General features: G+C 60.0%; 15 protein-coding genes. 6 read left to right on the forward strand and 9 right to left on the reverse strand.

What is annotated here, in order from left to right:
- Positions 1–41 precede the first annotated feature (41 nt).
- Positions 42–1595, forward strand: a complete 1554-nt coding sequence (gene murJ / locus E4662_RS02670) for a murein biosynthesis integral membrane protein MurJ (RefSeq protein WP_136439712.1) — start codon at positions 42–44, stop codon at positions 1593–1595.
- Positions 1596–1602: 7 nt separating this feature from the next.
- Positions 1603–3090 (forward strand): phospholipase D-like domain-containing protein, encoded by a 1488-nt coding sequence (locus E4662_RS02675; RefSeq protein ID WP_136439713.1) that lies wholly within the window; start codon positions 1603–1605, stop codon positions 3088–3090.
- Positions 3091–3112: 22 nt separating this feature from the next.
- Here the strand turns inward: E4662_RS02675 and E4662_RS02680 are convergent, their stop codons facing one another.
- Positions 3113–3799, reverse strand: coding sequence for a rhomboid family intramembrane serine protease (locus tag E4662_RS02680; RefSeq protein ID WP_136439714.1), 687 nt, complete (start codon positions 3797–3799; stop codon positions 3113–3115).
- 72 nt (positions 3800–3871) lie between these two features.
- On the opposite strand from E4662_RS02680, the gene trpS reads away from it, so the two are divergent.
- On the forward strand, positions 3872–4900 hold the full coding sequence (gene trpS / locus E4662_RS02685; protein ID WP_136439715.1) for a tryptophan--tRNA ligase: 1029 nt from the start codon (positions 3872–3874) through the stop codon (positions 4898–4900).
- A gap of 33 nt (positions 4901–4933) precedes the next feature.
- Here the strand turns inward: trpS and E4662_RS02690 are convergent, their stop codons facing one another.
- The 5 genes from E4662_RS02690 to ruvC form a co-directional block, all read right to left on the reverse strand.
- Positions 4934–5302: a SpoIIAA family protein gene (locus E4662_RS02690; RefSeq protein WP_136439716.1), complete on the reverse strand. Its 369-nt coding sequence runs from the start codon at positions 5300–5302 to the stop codon at positions 4934–4936.
- Positions 5303–5412: 110 nt separating this feature from the next.
- Positions 5413–6054, reverse strand: a complete 642-nt coding sequence (locus E4662_RS02695; RefSeq protein ID WP_420819252.1) for a hypothetical protein — start codon at positions 6052–6054, stop codon at positions 5413–5415.
- 107 nt (positions 6055–6161) lie between these two features.
- Positions 6162–7190: a Holliday junction branch migration DNA helicase RuvB gene (ruvB, locus tag E4662_RS02700; RefSeq protein ID WP_136439717.1), complete on the reverse strand. Its 1029-nt coding sequence runs from the start codon at positions 7188–7190 to the stop codon at positions 6162–6164.
- 3 nt (positions 7191–7193) lie between these two features.
- Positions 7194–7865, reverse strand: coding sequence for a Holliday junction branch migration protein RuvA (gene ruvA / locus E4662_RS02705; protein ID WP_136439718.1), 672 nt, complete (start codon positions 7863–7865; stop codon positions 7194–7196).
- Positions 7862–8350 carry a crossover junction endodeoxyribonuclease RuvC gene (gene ruvC / locus E4662_RS02710; protein ID WP_136439719.1) on the reverse strand — a complete coding sequence of 163 codons (489 nt, stop codon included), beginning with the start codon at positions 8348–8350 and terminating at the stop codon, positions 7862–7864. The genes ruvA and ruvC overlap by 4 nt, the downstream gene beginning before the upstream one ends.
- A 321-nt stretch (positions 8351–8671) precedes the next feature.
- On the opposite strand from ruvC, the gene E4662_RS02715 reads away from it, so the two are divergent.
- A complete protein-coding gene (locus E4662_RS02715) occupies positions 8672–8878 on the forward strand; it encodes a DUF1127 domain-containing protein (RefSeq protein ID WP_136439720.1) in 207 nt (68 codons plus the stop codon).
- A 115-nt stretch (positions 8879–8993) separates the two neighbouring features.
- On the opposite strand, the gene E4662_RS02720 is transcribed toward E4662_RS02715, so the two are convergent.
- From E4662_RS02720 to E4662_RS02730, 3 genes are all read right to left on the reverse strand, one after another.
- Entirely contained in the window at positions 8994–9341 is a 348-nt protein-coding gene (locus tag E4662_RS02720; RefSeq protein WP_136439721.1) for a hypothetical protein, read from the reverse strand.
- A gap of 108 nt (positions 9342–9449) precedes the next feature.
- On the reverse strand, positions 9450–10325 hold the full coding sequence (locus E4662_RS02725) for a 50S ribosomal protein L11 methyltransferase (protein WP_136439722.1): 876 nt from the start codon (positions 10323–10325) through the stop codon (positions 9450–9452).
- A gap of 63 nt (positions 10326–10388) precedes the next feature.
- On the reverse strand, positions 10389–11618 hold the full coding sequence (locus tag E4662_RS02730) for an MFS transporter (protein ID WP_136439723.1): 1230 nt from the start codon (positions 11616–11618) through the stop codon (positions 10389–10391).
- Positions 11619–11841: 223 nt separating this feature from the next.
- Between E4662_RS02730 and E4662_RS02735 the strand changes: the two genes are divergently transcribed.
- Both E4662_RS02735 and E4662_RS02740 read left to right on the forward strand, forming a co-directional pair.
- Positions 11842–12903: a YeeE/YedE family protein gene (locus E4662_RS02735; RefSeq protein ID WP_136439724.1), complete on the forward strand. Its 1062-nt coding sequence runs from the start codon at positions 11842–11844 to the stop codon at positions 12901–12903.
- 109 nt (positions 12904–13012) lie between these two features.
- The gene (locus E4662_RS02740; RefSeq protein WP_136439725.1) at positions 13013–14647 is read left to right on the forward strand and encodes a choice-of-anchor L domain-containing protein; all 1635 of its coding nucleotides are present in this window, start codon (positions 13013–13015) and stop codon (positions 14645–14647) included.
- Positions 14648–14656: the final 9 nt, after the last annotated feature.

Genomic DNA, 14656 nt, shown 5'->3' on the forward strand with positions numbered 1-14656 from the left:
CTTTGCTTTAAGCAAGAGAAAAACAAGGGCACGATGCAGGCATGAGACCGATCAAACTGATCTCCGGCGTGATGACCGTCGGTTTCTGGACGCTCATGAGCCGGGTGCTGGGAGTGATGCGCGAGGTGATGATCCTCGCCTTCATCGGCCCCGGCCCCTTGATGGACGCCTTCGTTGCGGCCTTCCGACTGCCCAACATGTTCCGCCGTTTTTTTGCCGAAGGCGCATTCAACGCGGCCTTCGTGCCGATGTTCTCCAAGAAATACGAAGGGGAGGAAGATCCGCTGATCTTCGCCCGCGACGCCTTGGCCGGGCTGGCCTTTGTCCTGCTGATCCTGACCGCTCTGGCGCTGATCTTCATGCCTGCCATGGTCTACGCCACTGCGGGCGGGTTTGCAGGGGACGAACGCTTTGATCTGACGGTTGGCTACGGGCGTATCGTCTTTCCCTACATCCTGCTGATTTCATTGGCGGCGCTCTTCTCCGGCGCGCTCAATGCCACCGGTCACTTCGCCGCCGCCGCTGCTGCGCCCGTTTTGCTGAACGTCTTTGTCATCGGGTTCATGCTGTTGGGCAGCGTGGTTGGGGGCGAAGCCATTCAATGGCTGATCTGGGCGATCCCGTTTGCCGGAGCGGCACAGCTCGCTGTTGTCTGGATTGCCGCAGAGCGCACGGGTATTCGCGTTCGCCCGGCCCGCCCGCGTCTCACGCCGGACATGCGGCGGCTGATCCGCACGGCCATTCCCGCCGCGCTGGCAGGCGGCGTTATGCAGATCAACCTGCTCGTGGGTCAATTTGTAGCCAGCGGCTTCGACAACGCCGTGGGCTGGCTCTACGCAGCGGACCGGCTCTACCAACTGCCTTTGGGCGTAGTCGGCATTGCGGTCACGGTTGTGTTGCTCCCGGACTTGTCGCGCAAGCTCAAAGCGCAGGATCATCAAGGCGGACGCGAAGCGTTTTCCCGCTCGGGCGAGCTTTCCCTTGCCCTGACCATCCCGGCCTCTGTCGCGTTGGTCGTCATCCCGCTACCCCTCGTTTCGGTCCTCTTCGAACGTGGGGCCACCGGCGCATCGGACAGCGCGGCCATTGCCATCGCCGTGGCAATTTACGGGCTTGGTCTGCCGTCATTCGTTCTGCAAAAAGTGCTGCAACCGCTCTACTTCGCCCGCGAAGACACAAAAACACCGTTCAACTACGCGGTTGTGTCCATGATCGTGAATGCGGTTATCGCCATCGGCGCCGCGCCGTACCTCGGCTGGATCGCCCCGGCGATTGCAACCACCGTCGCAGGCTGGAGCATGGCGCTTCAGCTCTACCTCGGCTCGCGCAAAATGGGCGATGTCGCCCGCTTCGACACCCGCTTCTTCAGGCGGATTTGGCGTATCGTGGCCGCGTCTGTTGTCATGGGCGCGGTGCTGTGGGCAGCGCAATCGGTGCTCATGCCCTATCTTGCTCTGCCATGGATCAGAGGACTGGCGTTGACGCTTTTGATCGCTCTTGGCATCGTCGCTTACGGGCTCGCGGGACAGGCTCTGGGAGCTTTCAGCCTGTCCGAATTGCGCGCTCTTTTGCGCCGCCGCAAGAGCAAGGATTGACTGCCCCATGAGCGCCACAGCCCTTATTACCGCCGCCGAAGGGTTTCCCGAACTTGAGCGGTTGGTGGCTGGGGCCGAACGGGACCTTTGCCTGTCTTTTCGAAACATCGATCCGCAAACCCGTCTGCGTGCACCCGAGTTGCAGGAACGCGGGCTCCGCTCCTGGGGAGATTTGATTGCATGGGTCAGTCGGCGCAACGTGCGCCTGAGACTCCTGCTGGCCGATTTTGATCCAGTCTTTGCGTCGAACCTGCACCGCACAGCCTGGGCCTCTGCGTCAGGTTTCGCAGATGTTGTGGGCGGCAAAACTCAAATCCTCTGCGCCCCTCATGGTCAACAGGCCGGGATGTTCTGGCGGTTTCTCATGCGCAAGCGGCTGCGCGATGCGGTTCGGACATTGCGGTCCGAAGACAGCACACGCCTGACCCCGGTTCAACGGGCGGTTCTGACATCAAAACCGGTGCTGAGGCCGGTCACGCTCCACCAGAAATTCGCCATAGCCGATGGCGCGCGATGCGTGATCGGCGGGATGGATATCAATGAGCGCTCCTATGACGATGCAGAGCACGACCGCGCCCCCGAACAGACATGGCACGACATCTCTGTGGCCCTCGAAGACCGCGATTTCTGCGGCGCACTGCGCGGGCATTTTGCCGATTGCTGGAACGCAGCCATCGATTGTGGCGCAGCTTCTCTTGCAGAAACACCCGAACCGATTGACACCACGTCGCGCCCACAAAGCCGGGCCGATCTGAAACTGATCCGCACGATGTCAAAACCCTGTTCCGGCGCTTTCCGCCTCGCCCCCGAACCGGTCGCAATCGATCATGAAACCACTCTGATCAAGCTCTTTGCCGAGGCCGAGCGCTGCATCTACATCGAAACGCAATACCTGCGGCACGCGGCCCTGGTTGATGCGTTGGTTGCGGCAGGCACCGCATCGCTGGATCTTCAACTGATCATGATCCTGCCCGCCGCCCCGGATACCGTGCTTTTCGAAGGCGACGAAGGTTGGGACGCGCGCCATGCGCATGCATTACAGATCCGCAGTCTGGACAGGCTGCGTGCAGCCTTTGGAGACCGAACCGCACTCTTGTCGCCAGCACAAACCCAACGCGCTCCTGCCAACGGCCCAAAACTGGACGGAGCCGGGCCGATTTATGTGCATTCCAAAGTCACGATCGTAGATAGCGCCTGCGCGCTCATCGGCTCGGCAAACCTCAATGGCCGCTCCATGCGGTGGGACAGCGAAGCCTCGGTCCTGATCCGCGACCACGATTTCACTGGAGATCTTTTGCAGCGGCTGGGGACTTATTGGATGGGAGAAGATGCCGAAGACGGCTCTGTGGAACGGGCCGCAACGTGGTGGGCAAGCGCGGAGAAGGCCCAGCACACCGCGCCAGAAGGGCGAGAGGGCTATCTCCTGCCATTCCCTTTGGAGGGCGGTCGCGACTTCAGCCGCCTGGTGCCCTTCCTGCCGGACGAGATGTTCTGAACCGAGGCCGCCACTTCTGCGCTCACTGACGGCGCAGTCGTTCCAGCAGCCGCCGAAACCCGCCCGGGATCAGCAGAACCGATAACGTAAACCCGGTCAGAAATCCAAAAAGGTCCGCGACCCAGAAATTGCTCGCGCCGAACAGCAGACCAAAGACAAGCTGAAGCGCCATCAGAACACCGATCAGCGAAAAGGCGCGCACCTGATTGGCCCCCGCCTGACCCAGTCTCAGCCAGAGCAGATAGGTGAACCCGCCAATGAGCCCGTAGTCCCCCGGAAACGCGCCGACAAGCGGCGTAGGATCGTTCAAAAGCAACGCAAAGGCCAATGCCCCGCCGACGCTGCTCGCAAAGAAAAGTGTCAGCATACGGACGCTGCCCATGACTTCGGCAACGATCTTGCCCATGGCCAGCAGGATGACGCCCGCAAACAGCGCCTGCGTGAAAGTCCAGTGCAGGAACGGGTACGACAGGAAGCGGATGACATGTTCGATCGGCCATGCACCCGTCTCCCACATCCATTCAAACACACGATCGGAGAAGGCAAAGCGCTCCATCCAATCGGCGCGCCACCCAATGGCGGCAGGACCACCGGCCAACCCACGCGCACCGAGGTTGAAAACCACTTCGATGCCGACGATCACCAGCGCCAGCGCCACGACAACAGGCGGCAGAGGATTGACCGGGCTTTCGTTATGGGGATGGGTCATCGCTGGTTCCTTGACGAGGTCACGGCCCCTCGGTAAGCGGTCTGGAGCAAAAATTCCAGACGGAGAAACATCATGTCAGAGGGACAGGTCCAAACTGCCTTCACCAAACGCGTCTTTTCGGGCATCCAGCCATCCGGCGGGTTGACCCTTGGCAACTATCTCGGTGCGATGAAGCGCTTTGCCGGGATGCAGGGGCAAGGGTTCGAAACCATCTACTGTATGGTGGATTTGCACGCGATCACCGTCTGGCAAGACCCTGAAAACCTGCGCCGCGCCACGCGCGAATTGTGCGCCGGGTATATCGCCTCCGGCCTGAACCCCGAGGACTCCATCCTTTTCAACCAAAGCCAGGTGCCTGAACACACGCAGCTGGCCTGGATTTTCAACTGCGTCGCCCGCATGGGCTGGATGCAGCGGATGACCCAATGGAAGGACAAGGCAGGCAAGAACCAGCAAAACGCTTCGCTGGGTCTGTTTGCCTATCCGGCGCTCATGGCGGCAGACATTCTGGTCTATCACGCCACACATGTCCCCGTGGGTGAGGATCAGAAGCAGCACGTCGAACTGACCCGCGACATCGCGGCCAAGTTCAACCATGACTTCGGTGTGGATTTCTTCCCGATGACCGAACCGGTGATCGAAGGCACGGCCACCCGCGTCATGTCGTTGCGCGATGGCTCCAAAAAGATGTCGAAATCCGACCCATCCGACATGAGCCGGATCAACATGACCGACAACGCCGATGCGATTGCTTCGAAAATCCGCAAGGCCCGCACGGACCCGGACGCGCTGCCGTCCGAAGCCAAGGGGCTCGAAGATCGGCCAGAGGCGCGCAACCTCGTGAACATCTTCGCGGCCCTGTCCGACACGCCGGTTGATGCTGTCCTGAAGGATGTGGGTGGCAAGCAGTTTTCGGAGTTCAAGCCGATGCTGTCGGAACTCGCGGTCGAAAAACTCGCGCCGATTTCGTCGGAAATGGCCCGCCTGATGGAAGCGCCGGACGAGATTGACGCGATCCTCGCGCGCGGAGCAGAACGGGCGCGGAGCATCGCGGAGCCGGTCGTGAAACGCACCTACGAAATTGTCGGCATGGTGCGGTAACCCAATTGGAGGGGCCTGTCCTTGGCCCCTCCGTCACTCAGCCTCTTCTGCAACCCATTTTCGGGCCGCTTCCAGTTCTGACAGTGGGAAGGACCTGAGCGTCATGCCAGCGGCGTGTGGCGCGTTGCTTAGAATAGGGCAAAACCATCCGATATCGGACACCAGCGCAACGCGCGAAATCCGGGACAGCAAAGCCATCGTCGCTTCGTCGTTTTCCTCGGGAAAATCCCCGACCAGCCCGGAAAAGCTTTCGACGATTTCCAGCACACCAATCTGTCCGCATTGAGCGACGAGCGCACTCATGGATGGCAGTGCACCGACATAGTCCTGCAGCTCCAACGCACCCCGGATCGTCAGCTCAATTGTCCCTTGATCCGGCTTTGACTCGACAGTTAATGGCATGGCTTTTCAGGTCTCCCTGATGCTCCGCGATATGTGTTCAACTAGGGTGAGTCAAAGCCACGGCAAATTTGACCCATTGCGCTGATGGTCCCAACAATCCCGATATTTCTCTATTGGACCGGCCCCTGCATCCTCGCAAACAGGCGATACGCGAGGCTCGGGTCTTGTGACGTTGCGGGCAGAGTTGGGTCATAAGAGGCCCGAAGCAAAGCAGAAATATCCGGGCGCAGGATGACAGGCCCATCGGCCACCTGCCCAAGGGGGGAGGCATCTGAAAAGGCTGTATCGGACCACAGAACCATGGTTTGCGCGACCTGCCCGAGACACAGGGTTGTGGCGGGAACCTGCATCAACGCGTCATCCATGCGCAGGAAGACAAAGCTCGCCTTGATCGCGCCCTGCTCATCAAAACGGAAAACGCGGTATTGATTGGCCTGTTGCGCTTGCAGGCGTTTCACCAAGGTGTCCAGACCATCAACCATGCGGTCCAGATCGGGCACGCCCAAAAGCTCGTCCCACTCGCGAAAGAAGAACACCATGACATTGGCACCAAGCTCGGGATCCGTTTCGGCCATCTTGTGACCTGTGAGTGCGCATAGAGCTTCGAACGCACCTTTGAGAACCGAAAGCGTGTCGTCCTCCACGCCGAAGACAATTGGCACAATGGGGCGCCCCCAGCGTGCGAAGGTAAACGCGCCATTGCTGCGGGTGAAAAGCGCTTCGATCTGGTCGGGGGACAAGCTCTCGCTCATGGCGCGGGCTCCCTTTTTTCTTGGTCGACGTGTCTTGATCCGGTCCCAAACATGTCTGCCCAAGACGATGCGCTGCTTATGCCAAGCGCCCCGGCCAAAGACCAGTGTCAGTCTGCAAACAGACTGCCCTGCCCCGGCGCTTTGGGGGCTGCCATGCCCAGATGTGTCCAAGCCTTTTGCGCCAGCATGCGGCCGCGCGGTGTTCTTTGGATCAACCCCTGCTGCAACAGGTAGGGTTCCACAACTTCCTCCAGCGCATCCCGACTTTCCGATAGTGCGGCGGAGAGGGTTTCGATCCCGACAGGCCCGCCTGCGTAGTTCTCTGCAATCAGTTTGAGATACCGACGGTCCGCACCATCGAGCCCGAGACTGTCCACGCCCAGCCGCGTCAATGCGCCATCGGCGAGCGCTTGCGTCACCACGCCTCCGCCTTCGACAACCGCGAAGTCCACCACCCGCCGCAGCAGGCGGCCTGCGATACGCGGCGTCCCGCGCGAGCGGCGCGCGATTTCCAGTGCCCCATCGCCCTGCACAGTCACGCCCAGCTTGCGGGCGTTGCCGGAGACGATGATCTCCAGCTCTTCGATCGTGTAGAAGTTCAACCGGGTCGGAATGCCGAACCGGTCGCGTAGCGGCGTTGTCAGAAGCCCCAGACGCGTCGTGGCCCCCACAAGCGTAAAGGGCTGCAGCTCAATCCGCACGGTCCGCGCCGCCGGCCCTTCCCCAATCACAAGATCAAGCTCGAAGTCCTCCATTGCGGGATAAAGGACCTCTTCAACCGCCGGGTTGAGGCGGTGGATTTCGTCGATGAAGAGCACGTCATTGCGCTCAAGATTGGTCAGGATCGCCGCCAGATCCCCGGCCTTGGCCAGAACCGGCCCGGAGGTCATGCGAAACCCGACGCCAAGCTCGCGCGACATGATCTGCGCCAATGTCGTCTTGCCGAGTCCCGGCGGGCCATGGAACAGCGTATGATCCATCGCCTCGCCCCGCGTCTTGGCCGATCGGATAAAGACGCTCAGGTTGGCCCGTGCTTCGGCCTGCCCAACAAAATCCTCAAGGAGTTGCGGACGCAGGGCGCGGTCATAGTCTTCCGGCTGGGCCTCGGGGCGCAGTGTCGGGTCCGGTTCCTGCATCGCTTAGCCTTTCGGAGCCAGCAGCTTGAGCGCGGCGCGGATCAGCGACGAGGTGTCAGCCTCCGGCTCTTCACCCGCAGCTTGCGCCACGGCCCCGGCAGCCTCACCCGGCGCATATCCGAGGTTCCCAAGCGCTGAGAGCGCTTCGGCTTGGGCGGAGGCATTGGCTTTGGGCGCAGGTTTGGCGGCAGGTTTTGGGGCTGGGGCGGCAGTTTCAATCACAGCGTCGTCCGGGGTTGGCGCCGCCTCGCCCACAGCCCCCATGGCCATGACCGCCGGCGCCTTGTCCTTCAGTTCGTTCACCACGCGCTGCGCGGTTTTTGGACCAATGCCCTTCGCCGCCTTGACCGCGTTCCAGTCGCCCAAGGCTATCGCCCGGCTGACACCATCCGCCCCAAGTGTTCCGAGGATCGCGAGAGACGCCTTAGCCCCGACGCCCTGAACACTCATCAGCAACCGGTGCCATTCCTTTTCGACCAGTGTCGGGAAGCCGAAGAGTTGCAGCAGATCTTCGCGCACCAACAGGTCCGTCCACAGCGCCACCGCCTCGCCAACACCCGGCAGGCTGGCGAGGGTCCGGTCCGAGCAGTGGACGACATACCCAACACCGCGCACATCGATCAGCACGCTGTCGGTGCTCTTGTACTCAATTCGTCCTGCGATCCGTCCGATCATGCCCGCACCTTCAGTTCCTGCGCCCCATGATAATGCCCGTGGCACAGCGCAATGGCGAGGGCGTCCGCCGCATCCGGACTGTCGAGCGTGGCGGAGGGGAGCTGCAGCTTGATCATGTACTGAATCTGCGCCTTGTCCGCGTGCCCTGCGCCCACAACCGTCTTCTTGACCTTGTTTGGGGCGTATTCGCCAATCTCGATGCCGAACTGCGCCGGAACCAGAAGCGCGATCGCCCGTGCCTGACCCAGTTTCAGCGTCGCCACCGCGTCCTTGTTGACAAAGGTCTGCTCAACAGCTGCCGTGTCCGGGGCAAAGCGGGCGAACACCTCTGTCAGTTTTTCGTGGAGAGACAGAAGCCGAGGGGCGAGTTCACCACTGGCCGAGCGAATCGTTCCGTTCGCGACATGCCGAAATCGGCCCCGCTCCCCCTCGATAACGCCCCATCCGAGGTTCCGAAGACCCGGATCGATTCCAATTATCCGCATGCTGCTCGCCATTGTTGTTTTGCTGCCACGGTTAGCACGAAACGCGAACATTGGCCAAGCAAAAAGCCGCCATGAAGGAATTGCGACACAACTGGTCAATAGGCGACATTTCGCAGGGGTCGCGGACTGAAATAGGTCTGTTTGCGACATCGGCGTGACGTATTTTTACGTTGCCTTTACAATACCTTAACCACACTTTCTGCTATGCAGAAATTGCATTGGACCCATGCAATTTCCGCTCTTGTTGGATGTTTTCTTTCTGCCTATTTGGCAAGCAGAAAGATCAAAATCCAACCCCCCTCCCTGTTTTGAGGTGTCAAAATGTCGACCTATGACGTGAACCGCCACTACTCCACCGCCCACTCTGCAAACCGTCTGGGCTATTTTCTTGTTGGTGCGATCTCCATGTTTGCTGCATGGAATGACGCCCGGCAGACCCGCAACAGCCTCGCCAGCCTGTCGGACCGCGAGCTGGACGATATCGGCCTGACCCGCGCCGACATTGACGAAGTTGCCCGTCGCGGCTGAGAAAAAGCTCCGCACCGAAAAAAGAAGGCCGCGCCCCGGTATCGGGACGCGGCCTTTTTCGTGAGCGTAACCTGGAAACTCGTAATTCGGGCGAGAGTAAAACCGTGTAAGTCGCTTATTGCAGCAAGGGCTGCAGCAGCGGGGCAAGGTAAGCGCTAACCGGATCGATTTGCATGACAAGGGCAGCCCCCTGCTCGACCACCGAGCCGGACCGCAGCGCATCAACATGCGAAAGGTAGGTTGCCTCGCCAAGCCCGGCGAGAAGGAAGACCTTGAAACCCATGAAGACTGCGGCGACGAGCAGTATTAGGCGGGTCAGATAACCGCCAACCTTGTTGTCGGGGCGTTGCACGATCAGGCCGCTTTCGCGATCGAGCTTGTTAACGTAACCCTGCGCCATGCGTTTGTGTTTGCGGCGCAGCGCTTTCTGGCGCTTTTCGAAACTTTGGAGCGTGCTATCCATGGCAGCCTCAGATATGTCCGGCCCCCACCGGATGTCTGCCATAATTAGTCACGAAATGCGGCAAAACTTGGGCGGACGCCGCAAGTTTTCCCTAAATTCGACCCGGAATCAGGCTGATTTTTGCAAGGTCAGCGTCACCCAGTCACCAATCACATCGCGGCGCAGCTGATTGATGCCATTGCGTGCATAAACCTCCACAACCTCATCAGCCTGACGCGTCAGAATCCCGGACAGAATCGCATAACCGCCGGATTGCAGGTTCGCCGCCATATCCGGAGAGAGGTCGATCAGCGGCTGTTTGAGGATGTTGGCAAAGATCAGATCATAAGGCGCCGCCTCGGTCAGAGCTGCATTGCCAAAGCCCGCAGCCTCGACGCAGGTCACTTTCCCGGACAGATTGTTGGCCGAAACGTTGGCTTCGGCGACTTCGACAGCAACTTCGTCGATATCGGACGCCATGACGGGATTTGGCCAGATGCTGGCCGCCCCCATGGCAAGCACAGCCGTGCCGCAACCGATGTCCGCAACGCTTTCGCCGACGAAACCTTGTTCTGCCAGACGGTCAAGCGCTTCCAGACACCCTTGCGTGGTCCCGTGGTGGCCGGTTCCAAAGGCCATGGCCGCTTCGATCAAAAGCGGCACGCTGCCCTCAGGCACTTTGTCTGCGTCGTGGCTGCCATAGACAAAGAACCGTCCGGCTTCGACGGGCGTCAACTCGCGGCGTACCTTGTCGACCCAATCGGTATCGGGCACTTCAGACACCACGAAGGGTTGCGCGCCGTAGGCGGCCGCCAGGATCGCCAGTTCCACATCGTTGGGCGTATCGATGAAATAGCCGCCCACTTCCCATGTGCCGGAGCCGTCCTCGATCTCGAACACGCCAATGCCCGTGGGTTCCGGGTCCATATCCTCCAGAGCAAGCCCAAGCGCCTCGGCCTGATCCTTGGACGGCAGTTTGGTAAAGGCGGTGTAGGTTGTCGGCATGGCTGTGGCTCCGAAAAAGCTGTTGCCGCTCCGATAGCCTGTTTCCGCCCGGTGTGAAACAGCTTATTCGGCAGGCGCCGGTGAGTAGGCAGAAAACACCGTCTCGTTGCCCGGTTCCGGATTGCGCGGGATCATCAGAGCAAGCGCCAGGCTTCCCGCCGCCATGGCCGCCGCGAGACCAAAGACCGCTCCGGGCGAGATGAGCCAGAGATACCCAAGCAGTGCAGGCAGAAAGACCGCCGCGATATGGTTGATCGTAAAGGCGACAGCGGCTGTTGGCGCGATGTCGCCGGGATCGGCGATCTTCTGGAAGTAGGTCTTCAACGCGAGCGCCAGCGCAAAGAACATGTGATCCAGAACATAGAGCACCGAGGCCAGCAGCACGCCCCAGCCGAACCAGTAGATACCGCCGTAGAGCAGGAAGACGGTCACGAGGCCGACGTATTCGAACACCAGCGCATTGCGCTCTCCAAACCGGGCAACCACTTTGCCAAAGACCGGCGCAATGGCCATGTTGGCCACAAGGTTGATCAGGTAGAGGCCAGTCACATGGTGCACGTCAAAGCCAAAACGCTCGACCATCATGAACCCTGCAAACACGACAAATATCTGCCGCCGCGCGCCAGCCATGAACTGCAGGGCATAATAGAGCCAGTAGCGACGGCGCAGAATGAACTTCTTGACCTGCGGGTTCGGGCTTTCGAACTGCGGGAAAGCCAGGGCGCAATAGAGGACAATCAGTACCGTCACGCCACCGGAGGCGAGATAGACGAAGTTGTAAGACAAATCGAAGGCCTGCCAAGTCATGACAATCAGGACATAGGCGACCAGCGTTGCCGCGGAGCCCGCAGCCAGAAGCCAGCCCAGAATCTGAGGCGCGCGGTCCTTGGGCAGCCATTGCAATTGCAGGGACTGGTTGACTGTCTCATAGTAGTGAAACCCGATCGAAGAAATCAGCGTGACCATCATCAGCCCGCCGATGGTCGGGAACCATGCGGTCACCGCTGTGGCGACACCGAGCAGCGCCAGCGAGACCAACGCAAGGGTTTGCTCGCGCATCACCCACAGCACGAGGATGACACCGATCGCGAAGAAACCGGGGATCTCGCGAACCGTGTGAAGCCAGCCGATGTCGGAGCCGTCAAACTGTGCCGCTTCGATCACGAAGTTGTTGAGCAGCGCCGACCATGTCGCAAAGCTGAGCGGCATCGCCACGGCCATCAGGAACAGCAAGGTGATCGGACGGCGCCAGACCGGCAAGGTCTGCGCTTCATGAAGAGGCACTTGGGTCATGACGTCGCCCTTACGCCCATTTTCAGCGCTTGGCGAGGGAATCTACGCCGCATTTGCGCACAGTTGTCCCGCACTCAGGGAACCGAACGCAAAAGCGGCAAACACCTGCGTCGCACACAGGTCAACTCCACCCCCTGTTCGCATTCAAATATGCTGATCTGAATCAAAGCGGACGCGTTTTCTGCGGTTCATACAAGCGCAACCTTGGGAAAAGGAGCGCGACATGGACATTATTCCCCTGATCGAACGGATCGGAGAAGCCCCGACGGCGGCGCTGTTCGGGCTCATCGCCGGGATAACCTTTGGCATTGCCGCGCAACGCTCCCGGTTTTGCCTGCGCGCGGCAACCGTTGAGTTCGCCAGGGGCATGATGAAAGACAAGGTTGCGGTCTGGCTTTTGACCTTCTCGACCGCGGTTGTCTGGGTACAGGCGGCACAGCTGTTGGGCCTGATCGACACCTCCGAAGCCCGCATGATGGCCGTCCCGGGCAGCTGGTCCGGCGCGATCGTCGGTGGTTTGCTCTTTGGCGCTGGCATGGTCCTCGCGCGCGGATGTTCAGGCCGGCTTCTGGTTCTGGCGGCAACAGGCAACCTGCGCAGCGTTGTCTCCGGGCTCATTTTCGCCGTGGTCGCACAGATGTCCCTGACCGGCTGGCTGGCGCCAATCCGCGATTGGCTCGCAGCGCAATGGATCACATCTGGCGGTCGAAACATGGATCTGCTCAGCGCCGCCCATCTGCCCGAACAGTCCGGGTTGGTCATTGGCCTTGTCACAGCCCTGATCGCGCTAGAGCTGTCGCGGCGCAACAATATCGGCTGGTCTCGTCTGGTCTTTGCTTCGGGTGTCGGCTTTGCAGCGGCGCTTGGCTGGGCGCTGACTTACGCACTGGCGCAGGTTGCCTTTGAACCGGTGCAGATCGAGAGCCTGACCTTCACCGGCCCGTCGGCCAACACATTGATGTTCTTTCTCGATCGCAACTCCATCCTCGAGTTTGACATTGGTCTGGTGCCCGGTGTTGTTATCGGCTCTTTCCTTGCGGCGGCGGTCAACAAGGAGTTGAAATTCCAGGGTTTCGAAGGCTCCACACCGATGCGCAACGCGATGATCGGTGCGGCGATGATGGGCTTTGGCGGCATGCTTGCCGGCGGATGTGCCATCGGCGCGGGCGTGACCGGGGGCAGCATTTTTGCCGGAACCGCCTGGCTTGCCCTGTTTTGCATGTGGATCGGCGGGATGAGCATGGATTGGCTCTTGGGAGGCCGCGGCCAACCGGCAACTGTCTGACCTGATGGATACCGATAAAATCCGGTCTAAAGAGCACTGTACAATTCAGATTTTGTAAACGCTTGCCTGCAAAACAAGTGGCCTACCCAAAAGGCTTTTGCAGATCACCATGCCCACAGCAAGCGAGCTCCCCGTCAACACTGGCGCGACAGCGCTGGACATGGCCAACGAAATGTTTGGTGACGGTATCACCGTCGTCTCATCAAGCTATACCGGCGCTGCGAGTGCATCCGGGACCTATTCCGATGGCGACGCGGTCGCCCCTGGGGTTACGCCATCAGACACCGGCGTCATTCTCTCTACCGGGCAGGCCACCTCGATCACCAACAGCGCGGGTGACGTCAACACTTCCGCCGGGACGTCCACGAACCATGGCACGGCAGGCGATGCCGAACTCAATGCCGTCTCCGGACAGACCACATTTGATGCGGCGATCCTCGAGGCAGAGTTCGTGCCCGAAGGCAGCACGCTTACAATGCAGATTGTCTTCTCTTCCGAAGAATATCTCGAATACGCCAATTCCGGCTTCAATGACGCCGTGGGGATCTGGGTCAACGGTGTTCAGGCCCAGCTGACAGTAGGCGACGGCGAAATCTCGATCGACAACATCAACGACACCAGCAATGAAAACCTCTATGTCGACAACGCCCAAACGGACGACCTGTATAATACGGAGATGGATGGCTTCACCGTCACGTTGACGTTGAAAGCGCCTGTCAATCCGGGCGAGGTCAACACCATCAAGATCGGCATCGCTGACGGCGGAGATGGCGCTTACGACAGCAATTTGCTGATCGCCGGCGACTCCGTGCAAACCGCCCTCGTGGCCGGGGATGATGAACTCGAGATCCGGGTTGGCAACGAACAATCCTTCGATCTTCTGGAGAATGATGCCAGTTCAGAAGGCGGCGCGCTGACCATTACAGAGATCAACGGCAATCCTGTTAGCATCGGCGACATGGTCACTTTGCCCACCGGGCAGGAGATCGAACTGACGGCCAATGGTTTTGTCGTTGTCAGCGCTGGCGACGAAGTCGGGGAAGATTTCTTCACCTACACCGTTGCCGACGAGTTCGGCAATACGGACGTGGCCAATGTGAAACTCACCACAACCCCCTGTTTTGTGGCTGGAACCTTGATCGAAACGCCACGCGGCCCAAAGAGTGTGGAAGCGCTCGCTCCGGGCGATCTTGTTGAAACGCTCGACCACGGACCGCAGCCCGTGGTTTGGGTGGGCCAATCCATCCGTGAAGCGCATGGTGCATCGACACCAATTACCTTCAACACCAGCCGGTTTGGCCCTTATGCGGATACACATGTGTCGCCGCAGCACCGCATTCTGCTCCGAGGCCCGCAAATAGAAATGCACTTCGGAACCTCCGAGGTCTTTGCCCGCGCACAGCACCTCGTGGATGAAACATTGGTGACACGCGCCGAACAGCCTGGATCAGTGTCCTATGTGCATCTCCTCTTTGCACGCCATGAAATCGTCTTTGCAAACGGCCTGGCCAGCGAGAGTTTTCAGCCGGGAGACGAAAGCCGGAATGGCTTTGGCCCGATGGCGGATGCTGGACTGAATGCCGCGATTGAGCAGAACAAGCTGAATAGTATGAGCGCCGCCAGACCCTGCCTCAGAAAGCATGAGGCGCATCTACTTCTACCGCTTGACCTGACGACGTTGATGCAAGCCGCCATTGAGCGACGAGCCGCACCGATTGCGCTGGGAACCGGTGGGCTGCGTTAGTCTCAATAG

This window comes from Pacificoceanicola onchidii (assembly GCF_004804335.1).
In the GTDB taxonomy this organism is placed as follows: domain Bacteria; phylum Pseudomonadota; class Alphaproteobacteria; order Rhodobacterales; family Rhodobacteraceae; genus Pacificoceanicola; species Pacificoceanicola onchidii.

Bases quoted from the DNA above. Each gene is read 5' to 3' on its own strand.
- murJ (WP_136439712.1), top strand. From the start codon at position 42: ATGAGACCGATCAAACTGATCTCCGGCGTGATGACCGTCGGTTTCTGG.
- E4662_RS02675 (WP_136439713.1), top strand. From the start codon at position 1,603: ATGAGCGCCACAGCCCTTATTACCGCCGCCGAAGGGTTTCCCGAACTT.
- E4662_RS02680 (WP_136439714.1), bottom strand. From the start codon at position 3,799: ATGACCCATCCCCATAACGAAAGCCCGGTCAATCCTCTGCCGCCTGTT.
- trpS (WP_136439715.1), top strand. From the start codon at position 3,872: ATGTCAGAGGGACAGGTCCAAACTGCCTTCACCAAACGCGTCTTTTCG.
- E4662_RS02690 (WP_136439716.1), bottom strand. From the start codon at position 5,302: ATGCCATTAACTGTCGAGTCAAAGCCGGATCAAGGGACAATTGAGCTG.
- E4662_RS02695 (WP_420819252.1), bottom strand. From the start codon at position 6,054: ATGAGCGAGAGCTTGTCCCCCGACCAGATCGAAGCGCTTTTCACCCGC.
- ruvB (WP_136439717.1), bottom strand. From the start codon at position 7,190: ATGCAGGAACCGGACCCGACACTGCGCCCCGAGGCCCAGCCGGAAGAC.
- ruvA (WP_136439718.1), bottom strand. From the start codon at position 7,865: ATGATCGGACGGATCGCAGGACGAATTGAGTACAAGAGCACCGACAGC.
- ruvC (WP_136439719.1), bottom strand. From the start codon at position 8,350: ATGCGGATAATTGGAATCGATCCGGGTCTTCGGAACCTCGGATGGGGC.
- E4662_RS02715 (WP_136439720.1), top strand. From the start codon at position 8,672: ATGTCGACCTATGACGTGAACCGCCACTACTCCACCGCCCACTCTGCA.
- E4662_RS02720 (WP_136439721.1), bottom strand. From the start codon at position 9,341: ATGGATAGCACGCTCCAAAGTTTCGAAAAGCGCCAGAAAGCGCTGCGC.
- E4662_RS02725 (WP_136439722.1), bottom strand. From the start codon at position 10,325: ATGCCGACAACCTACACCGCCTTTACCAAACTGCCGTCCAAGGATCAG.
- E4662_RS02730 (WP_136439723.1), bottom strand. From the start codon at position 11,618: ATGACCCAAGTGCCTCTTCATGAAGCGCAGACCTTGCCGGTCTGGCGC.
- E4662_RS02735 (WP_136439724.1), top strand. From the start codon at position 11,842: ATGGACATTATTCCCCTGATCGAACGGATCGGAGAAGCCCCGACGGCG.
- E4662_RS02740 (WP_136439725.1), top strand. From the start codon at position 13,013: ATGCCCACAGCAAGCGAGCTCCCCGTCAACACTGGCGCGACAGCGCTG.